At 38.1% G+C, this 257-nt stretch carries 1 protein-coding gene; it reads left to right on the top strand.

The features are described 5' to 3' along the window. The coding region (locus COE49_RS27790; protein ID WP_255294761.1) for an Ig-like domain-containing protein at positions 1–257 on the top strand (257 nt) is incomplete at both ends.

The following is a 257-nucleotide window of genomic DNA, read 5'->3' as shown; positions in this document are numbered from 1 at the left end:
AAATATGAAGGAAAAGTAGACGGAAATGGGAACTTTACAGTAGATATCCCAAAACAAAAACCAGGAACAGAAGTGACAGTAAAATTAACAGACACTGCGGGTAATACAAGTAAACCATCCAAAGTAACAGTAAAGGATGGGACAGTACCAGAAGCTCCAGTTGTAAAAGGAATAACGGATAAAGATACAAAGGTAATAGGAACAGGAGAAGTGGGCTCCAAAGTAACAGTAACAATGGGTGATCAGAAATATGAAGG

Source organism: Bacillus sp. AFS029637 (assembly GCF_002584985.1).
In the GTDB taxonomy this organism is placed as follows: Bacteria; Bacillota; Bacilli; order Bacillales; family Bacillaceae_G; genus Bacillus_A.
The sequence above is the reverse complement of the archived record's forward strand: the minus strand, read 5'-3'. Positions and strand labels throughout refer to the sequence as shown.